6 protein-coding genes and 1 pseudogene are annotated in these 8585 nt (G+C 60.4%); 5 read left to right on the top strand and 2 right to left on the bottom strand.

Features of this window, described 5'->3' with window-relative positions; all coding sequences use genetic code 11:
* The 5 genes and pseudogenes from EXE52_RS17925 to EXE52_RS17905 form a co-directional block, all read left to right on the top strand.
* Positions 1–121 (top strand): annotated as a pseudogene (locus EXE52_RS17925) (IS630 family transposase); the annotation flags it as partial.
* A 224-nt stretch (positions 122–345) separates the two neighbouring features.
* Complete coding sequence (locus tag EXE52_RS17920) at positions 346–3072, top strand: transglutaminaseTgpA domain-containing protein (RefSeq protein WP_089309442.1); 2727 nt, start codon at positions 346–348, stop codon at positions 3070–3072.
* Entirely contained in the window at positions 3069–3755 is a 687-nt protein-coding gene (locus EXE52_RS17915; protein WP_049933434.1) for a hypothetical protein, read from the top strand. Before EXE52_RS17920 ends, EXE52_RS17915 begins: the two co-directional genes overlap by 4 nt.
* Entirely contained in the window at positions 3752–5107 is a 1356-nt protein-coding gene (locus EXE52_RS17910) for a DUF58 domain-containing protein (RefSeq protein WP_137704003.1), read from the top strand. Before EXE52_RS17915 ends, EXE52_RS17910 begins: the two co-directional genes overlap by 4 nt.
* Positions 5107–6642 (top strand): hypothetical protein, encoded by a 1536-nt coding sequence (locus EXE52_RS17905; RefSeq protein ID WP_049933437.1) that lies wholly within the window; start codon positions 5107–5109, stop codon positions 6640–6642. Before EXE52_RS17910 ends, EXE52_RS17905 begins: the two co-directional genes overlap by 1 nt.
* A gap of 9 nt (positions 6643–6651) precedes the next feature.
* Here the strand turns inward: EXE52_RS17905 and EXE52_RS17900 are convergent, their stop codons facing one another.
* Together EXE52_RS17900 and EXE52_RS17895 are read right to left on the bottom strand one after the other, a co-directional pair.
* Positions 6652–7626, bottom strand: a complete 975-nt coding sequence (locus EXE52_RS17900) for a MoxR family ATPase (RefSeq protein ID WP_089309440.1) — start codon at positions 7624–7626, stop codon at positions 6652–6654.
* 289 nt (positions 7627–7915) lie between these two features.
* Positions 7916–8585: transposase (locus EXE52_RS17895; RefSeq protein WP_137704002.1), on the bottom strand; the 670-nt coding region annotated here is incomplete at its 5' end.

Raw genomic sequence — 8585 nt, 5'->3', positions numbered from 1 at the left:
CGTTGAGAGCGAAGCGGAATTCAAAGACCTCGTTCAGGAAACTTTTGAGAAAATAACGAAACGCGTCAGCTTCGCAAAGAAGTGGTGTGAACAGTTCCTTGACTTTCGAATGTTATCTTAATCATTACCGGCATCCGGGCGGCCTCCCATGACAGTGCGTCCTTGGCAGGTAGGCCAATCAGAGCCACGCGTTCTATGACGCTGTTGAATCATCGGCCTTTGACCACCCCAGTACCTCTTCACGCACGCTGGGGACTTAGCAGGCTTTCATCCCATCAGAGCCACAGTACTAGCACAAAGTAAGCAAGCTTTACACATGATGGATTGGTAGCTGTTCACAAGTAGATGAGCGAGGGGAGACAAACTGGCGAAGGGATGCTAGTAATCGTTGCCATTGTGGCGCTGCTGCTCTCGGCTGCATTCCTCCCCGTCGTTGATATCTTTGGCGAGGAAAATGGCCCCGGAGCACTCGGACTCCCCGGTGATGAACTGGAAGAAAGCGGACTCGGGACTGCTGGTGAAGGTGGCGAGATGCCGGGCGGGACGTCAGGATCGCCAGTCGGGGGTTCACTCGCCGCCCCCGAGCAAACTAGTATTAGCAGTGGGTTTAATGGATCACTCACTCCGGTGCCCCTGTTTGTCGTTAACTCGTCGGAAACCACGTACTGGCGACAGACCGCATACACGGACTATACGGGTACCGGGTGGGAACAGTCGGCCGACGATCGTCCCATCTCGGAGGGTGTGCCGAACGACGATCGGACTGTAGACAGTCAGATCATAGAATACGAAGTGACCGTGTTGACCGACACCCGGTCGCTACCGACAGCGTGGCAGCCAAAGAGTGTCAGCCTGTCGAACCAGTCAGGAACGACTGTCCGTGCATCGACTGTCGGCGGCGTCAGCACCGACCGCTCACTTTCGAAGGGAGCCACCTACACCGCCACGAGTTCACCTCCCCCTCGCGATGCAACCACCCTTCGGCAGGCTGACGGGCGGGCTCCAGACAATATTCGTCAAACATACACGCAGTTACCAGCTGATACGCCAGATCGGGTCGGCGAGCGCACGGCTGAAATCGTCGGCGGCGAACAAACTCGGTACGACCGCGTGATGGCGGTCCACGACTGGCTCGAATCGAATAAGGGCTACTCGCTCCAGACCGATATCGACTCCAGCCAGCCGATCGCCGATCAATTCCTGTTTGAGGTCGACGAAGCCTACTGCCAGCATTTCGCCACGACGATGGCAGCCATGCTCCGGAGTCAGGACATCCCAGCACGGTACGTAGTCGGCTTTGCCGGGGGGAGCCCTGTTGGCGACGGTGAATCTCTCGTTACAAGCGATCGGGCCCATGCGTGGGTCGAGGTCTATTTCGAGGGTGTCGGCTGGGTGCGGTTCGATCCGACGCCGGGCGGCAGTCTTCCGGTTGACTCGCCACAGCCACCGTACGACCTCTCGCTAAACCGTTCGGCGGTCGTCGGCGCTGATGTCGCGGTGAACGTCGAGAAAAACGACAGCGCGGTCATCGGCGTCCCAGTCTATGTCAACGATGAGCGCGTCGGCTGGACCGATGCGAGCGGCGAGACACCGGCGACCCTACCGTACGCCGAAGAGATCACAATTACCGCTCGTCCTCGCGGCTCGGAGACCAAGTACTCCGACGATTCGGGTTCGACCACTACTGTTGCCGATATCGACGGTTCGGCGTCGACTCTCCTCACCACCGATTTTGATGATGCGACGTCAACTGTGAGTCCACGCCTCGTCGAGGCACTACCGACCGTGGCGAGTAGTCTGCCGCTGGTAATCTCCCGGCTTGGGGGACCGACGATCGGCGCACTCGGTACTGATTTTCATCAGGTGGACGACGCGACTAACGAATCGTCGGTGACCTACGCCCCAGAGACAAACGCGACGATTTCCGTGGGCGGGAATCGGACAACGGGTGGGACCGCTCGACTTGTGGTCGCCGTTCAGGACGTGCCGGTCGCTGACGCGAACATCGACTTCGACGGCGAGACCGTTGGGTCGACCGATAGCGATGGCGTTTACGAACTCTCGCTCGCAAACATCGAGCCGGGTAACTATTCGGTCCGGGCGACTCGCGGGTCGGTTGATGTCTCATCGACGCTCACCGTCACCCCGCCAGAAGGAGGCAACGACTCAGAGACCGCTGAGGACAAACAGCGTGATCCCCTTGCCCCTAATATTTCGGTCTCACCGTCCCTGATCGCACTCCCGGGAACCTCGGCGACTGCGACGGTTAGCCGCAACGGCCAGCCGATATCGGGCACTCCGGTCCGTGTTGACGGCGAGGTCGTCGGCGAGACTGACGCCAATGGGACAATTACTTTGTCGTTCCCCATCGCCGATTCGGTTGTCCTCACCGCCAGCGCCAACGGCGTCACCGGCGAGCAGTCGATAGACGGGCTGTACCGGAACGCCGGGGTCGTCGTCGCCGCGTTGGTTGGTACCCTTGTCGGCCTCATAATGATCGCCCGGCGGTACGGGATCACTCGGCAGCTACTGACACGCAGACTCGCGGCTATTGTTGCCCTTCTTATCTCTATTCCACACCGGTTGACCAATCTCGTGATTCGGTTGGCAGCCGCGTTTGAGGCCGCTATCGTGGGGCTCTGGCGACAGCTCACGTCGTTGCCGAGCCTCCTGACGGGATCGCTTATCAATATCCTCCATCAGGTGAACCCCTACGGGTTGTTACTAGCGGCGATCACGTGGGTTCGCTCCCGACTCCGGGGGCTCCGTCGCAGTAGCGATGATACTACAGCCGACGCAACAACGACGAGAACCCCCGATACAGAACAACACCGACGGATTCGGGCGATTTGGGGGTCGTTCGTCGAGTTTGTACGGCCGCCAAAGCTCACGACACGGACCCCCGCCGAGATCAGTCGGTACGCGATCAGACAGGGGCTGCCGCGGCGACCTGTGGAGTGTATCACCGACCTATATCGCGCCGTAGAGTACGGCCACCGGTCACCTGATGAATCGCGGCTTGAATCCGCCCGCGAGGCGCTGTCGACGCTCCGGGAGGAGGACGACGAATGAACCGTGAGCATCTATTTCGGACCCTGCTGTTGTTGATCGTAAGCGCCGTCGTCCTCGGGTTTGCCGCCGTTGTTGGCTACCGCCCCGAACTCCTGCCGCCAGAGATTATGATGCAGTTGGATCGACTAACCGAAGCTGTCGGGGTACGGACTGCGATCCTCGCCGCCGGTGCGGTCCTCGCCTGTATCGGGCTGTTGGGCTCGTGGGCGTGGCGAACGAACGATCAGACGGCGGTATTGTCAGACCTGTCGCCCGAGCAGCCGGATCGGGAGGTCGACGTGACGGGCGCGGGCCTCACTAGCGTGTTCGAATCCGTGCGGAACGGGCGGTCTGGCTCTGAGACCATCGAGGAGTCACTCCGGACGGTCCTAGTAGATCTATACGGTCGCAAATTTGACGACCGCGAGCAGGCCGAACAGTACGTCGACAACGGGGAGTGGACCAACGATCAGGTAGCTGCGGCGACGCTGACGGCGACCAATTCAGTTGAGTTCCCACTTTTATACCGAGTGTACGCGTGGTTGTATCCTGACCACGCCTACAACTACCGAACGCGGCGGACGTTGCGCGCAGTTGAAGATACCTGTGCAGCTGAGTTAACGGCTTATAACCCACCAGCACGGCGGCGAGGGCGGTTCGGTCAGTTACGGGCTCTCTTTGACTCCGGAGGTGGCCGACAGTGAGACACACCCGCTACCGGATCATGCGGGCTTATGCGATCATCCTTGTCGGCGCCGGAATCGCAACTGGATCGCTCTCGCTGGTGCTTGCCGCGGCCGTCCCTCTGGTATTCGCTCTCTACGGGGCGCTGTCCGGCTCGCCGGTCGTCAAAGGTAACATCGAAGTTAACCGAGAGATCAGCCCTGAGACCCCATTGCCCGGCCAGCCCGTTGACGTGACTCTGACGGTCCGGAACACGGGAGACACGGCAATTCCCGACCTCCGTTTCGTTGATGGCGTCCCCGAGGAACTTGGCGTTACCGAGGGGTCGCCCCGCGCTGGCAGTGCAATCGCAGGGGGTAGTAAGCTGTCGACGACTTACACGCTCGCTGCCGACCGTGGAACCTACACCTTCGACGATGTCACCGTCAGCGCGCGTAACCTCAACGGCACGCGAGTGGTCGGAGAGGAAATCGACGCAACAGGCGTCACCGACTTCGAGTGTCGGGTCGCAGTCGAGGATATCCCAGTCCAGCAGACTACCTCCTATACCGGGCAGCTGGCGACGGACTCGGGTGGACCGGGCGTCGAGTTTTACGCGACTCGAGAGTACCGGCCCGAAGACCCAGTCAAACGAATCAACTGGCGACAGTATGCGAAGACTGGTAAACTGGCGACGATCGACTACCGCGAGCAGCACGCCGCCCACGTCGTCGTCCTCACCGACAGCCGCCCGTCGACTCACACTGCAGCCTCCCCGACTGATCCGACAGGGGCGACCCTGAGTGCCTACGCCGCGACAATCGCCATCGAAGTGCTGATCAACGAGGGTCACCACGTCTCGCTGGGTGCACTCGGGATTGCCGACCCACAGACCGATATCGAACCTCCGGCGTGGGTCTCGGCCGACGAGGGCACCGCCTTCACCACCCACGCGACAGCGGTGTGTAACGCCGCGGCGTCGAGCGCGACCGACAGGATTGATAACAGAGATCACTCCAACAGCTCTACCACTGTTGGGCCGACCAGCACTGAGCCGCACGGAGAAGCCGCATCTCCCCCAGTGGCTGACGGCGGCATCGACTGGCAGCGGCTCCAGTCGCTCGTGCCGCCCGGCGCGCAGGTGATGTTGTGTACCTCTGCGACCGACGGGGCGATCGTTGACCTTGTCGAGTCACTCCGAGGCGACGGTCATGAGGTGACGGTGCTCTCGCCACAGACCGCTCCCGAGACCGTCGGCGGCCGGATAGTCGCGCTTCAGCGTTCGGTCCGGCTTGATCGGCTCCGGTTTCTCGGGGCGACGGTTATTGACTGGGAACGAGCGGAGAAACTACCTGCCGCGCTTGCCCGGGGCTTGGATGCGGGGGTGCAGTGATGGCCGGTCAAACCATTCTGCCGAAGCCGAATACAACACGCCTCGGCTCGCTTTTGATCGGCACTACCGTGGCCCTCGGTGGCTGGCTCCTCACAAGCGCGACCGGGACAACTCGGCCCGGCCTCGCTGCTGGGGTCGCCGGGGGGCTGTTGGGAACCATTGTTCTGGTCCGTAATACAGAGACACCGCTCGGGACTGCAGTTGCGACGCTGCTATTGCCCGTGCCGAGCCTTGTCGGGTTGGTTGCCGTCGGCCTCCCGCTTCGTGAGCTGGTACCGCTGACAATTGCGGGCGATCCGTTTGTTCGGCCGCTGATCGGTCAGCTTGGCGTAACAGTCGCTGTCGGAATAGCTGCCTTCGGCGTCATCGCCACGCTTGATACAGGCGTCGGGGAAGGCGCAGTTGCCAAACTTTGGGGGACGGCCGTGCGGGCGCTGATTGGGATCGGTGTGCCACTCGCTGGCCTGCTAGTCCTCCAGTTCGATGCTTTGACTGCGGTTCCCGTCTCCATCCCCGGGATCGATGGTTCGACCCTCACCACGTTTCTGTATCGGCCCTCTGAATCCGTATTCGTCCTCGTCAGTTTCTGGCTTCTCGTGACCCTCCAGATCGCGGCGCTCAAACTACTAATTGTGGTGGCCCCCGTCATGGAGTTGACACCACAGACGAATCAGGAGTCCGTCGGTCAACTACTCTCGCGAACTCATTCCGTGCTTAACACGGCTTTTGTGCCGGTGCTCGGGCTAACCTTTGTATCGATACTGCTTGCGTTTGGGGTGTCAGATCCCCGGGCGCTTCTCGCTCGCTTCCCGGTGGTTTTTGAGCTTCTCGCAGCCCCCAGCCTCCGCCGCGGCCTCGTTTCTGGTATCGGTCTCGTGACGCTTGGGGTGGTATTGCTAAGCGGGTTGCAGTTTGTCGCCGGTCGGGTAACCGACACTGTCGGCCGCCTTATTCCGTCCATGCTGGCCGGGGGAAGTGCGGTAGCGGTCGCCATCGTCGGCTCACCATTGGTGCCACAGACCGTCAGCCAGATCCCTGAGACACCAGTTCCGGTCGATGAAGTAGTCACCGCGCTGACGCCGGCGGGGGTTGTTCTTGCGGGTGTCACCGTCGCCGTGGCGCTGTTGACCGGCGTGCTCGCCATGATTGTAACCGCAGGCGGAATGAAATACATCCCCCGGCGGACCGCGGGCAGCGCCATCGCCAGCGCGGGGCTCGGGATCGGTACGATCGCTGCTGGGATCGGCGGTACCGATGTGCTTGTGGTCTTCGCCGCTGTTGCCGTCTCAATCTTCATCTGGAACACGGGCGAGCGTAGCGTCACGACGCAGGCTGAACTGGGTCCCTCCTCATCAATCCAACTGGAAGCTATCCACATGTTCTCGGCACTCGGTCTCGCGGTCGTCGGCGTCGGATTGGCGTGGGGGCTGTACACGAATGCCCTCAGTCGACTGATCGTTAGCGACGGGACGCTTGTCGGCGTCCTCGCGTCGACTGTGGGTGTCCTGCTGCTGGTCGTCGCAATTCGAGGGTGAGTAGAGGCGTTAGTCGGCAGTCGTCGCTGCGCCCGGTACCTCGACGCTGTCGAGAAGGTCGGTGACGATTGCCTCGGCGTTGATATCCTTAATTCCGGCCTCAGAGGTCAACACCAGCCGGTGGGTCATCACCGGACGGGCGATAGCCTTGATATCATCGGGCGTCACGTAGTCACGACCATCGATCAGCGCGTGGGCCCGAGAGGCTTCGAAAAACCGCTGGATACCACGTGGCGAGACGCCCACGTCGACTCGCGGATCATCTCGACTCGCTCGGGCGAGGTCGACAAGATACTCTTTGACCGACTCCTTGATACTCACCTGTTCGGGCAGCTGGCGGAGAGTGGTCACCTGCGAGGCGTCGACAACCGGATTGACAGTCGGCATCTGGGTGTCCCGACTCGCTCGACGGCTAATGAGATCGATCTCGCCGCCGCGGTCGGGGTAGCCAATCGAGGTCTTAACGATAAATCGGTCCCGTTGTGCCTCTGGCAGGCGGAAAGTGCCCTCTTGTTCGATGGGGTTCTGAGTGGCAAGAACAAAAAACGGTTCTGGGAGGTCATATGTTGTCCCACCGACAGTAACCTGTCCCTCATCCATTGCCTCCAAGAGCGCCGACTGGGTTTTCGGGGGTGCACGGTTGATCTCATCGGCCAGCACGATATTGGCAAAAACGGGTCCGCGCTGGAACTGGAACTCACCGTGCTCCTCGTTATAAATCTGTGAGCCGGTAATGTCGCTTGGCAGCAGGTCAGGTGTAAACTGGATGCGAGTAAACTCCAGATCGAGTGCATCGGCTAGTGCAACGGCGGTGAGCGTCTTCCCCGTCCCCGGAACATCTTCCAGTAGAACGTGACCACGAGCCAACAGGCCAGTCGAAACGGTTTCGAGAAACTCCCTGTCGGTGATGACTGCCTCGCTAACCCGATCCATTACCGCAGTAATCCGTTTTGTTGCCTCCTCCATCCGCTGACCATCTCTCATACGACACTATCACTGCTTGGTATGGACTTATCAGTTGTTGTGACTGTACTGCCCTGTTGACTCGATGGAAACGCTGCTATCCCTAGAGAACGTGAACCAAGATATGGGGCGCAAGAGACCGATAAGGACTCCGTGCCATAGAGCACGTTCTGTTGACTGGTCCATGCGCGAAAGAAGTCGAGTCATGGGCGCTACAGCCCGGATGCCGCGGCCCGGCATCCGGGCGGCCTCCCATGATAGTGCGTCCTTGGCAGGTAGGCCAATCAGAGCCACGCGTTCTATGACGCTCTCAGCTTTGAACGTTAGCGTCGGCTGTTGAGTGAACGAAGAGGTGATCAATCTCTTCCATCAGGTCGTCGACGCTACGATCATCGTTGTCTCGAACCCACGAGAGAAGGTTGTAAACGGCTTCTTTCAGCGAGTGTTCGAGGTTCGCTCGAAGCGATGACGCTTTCGAGCGAACCGTCCCCAAGGCGCTCGATTCGGGATCAAGACGGACGAGACTGTAGGCAGCCATCAGAAGGTGCCAGTGCCGACTGGCACCTTCGTCGGTCTGCATCTCGCAGTCTCCCAAGCCGAGATCCTGCTTCGAGTCCTCGAAGAACGTTTCGATGCGCCACCGCATCCCGTAGGAGCGAATAATGTGCTCGGTCGGTGCGTCGATCTTGTTCGTGACGAGGTACTTGACCGGGTTCTCTTCGTCTTCTTCGTCAGTTTCTTTCTCAGCGAGCACCAGCTTCACGTCTCCCAGTTGGGAGACGGGAAGCTTCTTTGTCCAGATGTGGTAGGTCTCGTCTTCGACGTCGCGTTCAACCGTGTCGATGCGCTCTGTAAGCGCATCGACGCGGATCTCTTCGCCGCCGTAGGTCACCTGTCGGTTGCTCCGGAGCGGGCCGATCCAGTCTTTGTCGGAGGATTCGATGAGTTCAGGAAGGCCAGAATCGTGGGCGAACCACGAG

Origin of the sequence: Halorubrum sp. CGM4_25_10-8A (assembly GCF_005435025.1) — an archaeon.
Taxonomy (GTDB): domain Archaea; phylum Halobacteriota; class Halobacteria; order Halobacteriales; family Haloferacaceae; genus Halorubrum; species Halorubrum ezzemoulense.
This window is presented reverse-complemented; position numbering and strand designations above follow the sequence as displayed.

Bases quoted from the DNA above. Each gene is read 5' to 3' on its own strand.
- EXE52_RS17905 (WP_049933437.1), top strand. From the start codon at position 5,107: ATGGCCGGTCAAACCATTCTGCCGAAGCCGAATACAACACGCCTCGGC.
- EXE52_RS17900 (WP_089309440.1), bottom strand. From the start codon at position 7,626: ATGAGAGATGGTCAGCGGATGGAGGAGGCAACAAAACGGATTACTGCG.
- EXE52_RS17915 (WP_049933434.1), top strand. From the start codon at position 3,069: ATGAACCGTGAGCATCTATTTCGGACCCTGCTGTTGTTGATCGTAAGC.
- EXE52_RS17920 (WP_089309442.1), top strand. From the start codon at position 346: ATGAGCGAGGGGAGACAAACTGGCGAAGGGATGCTAGTAATCGTTGCC.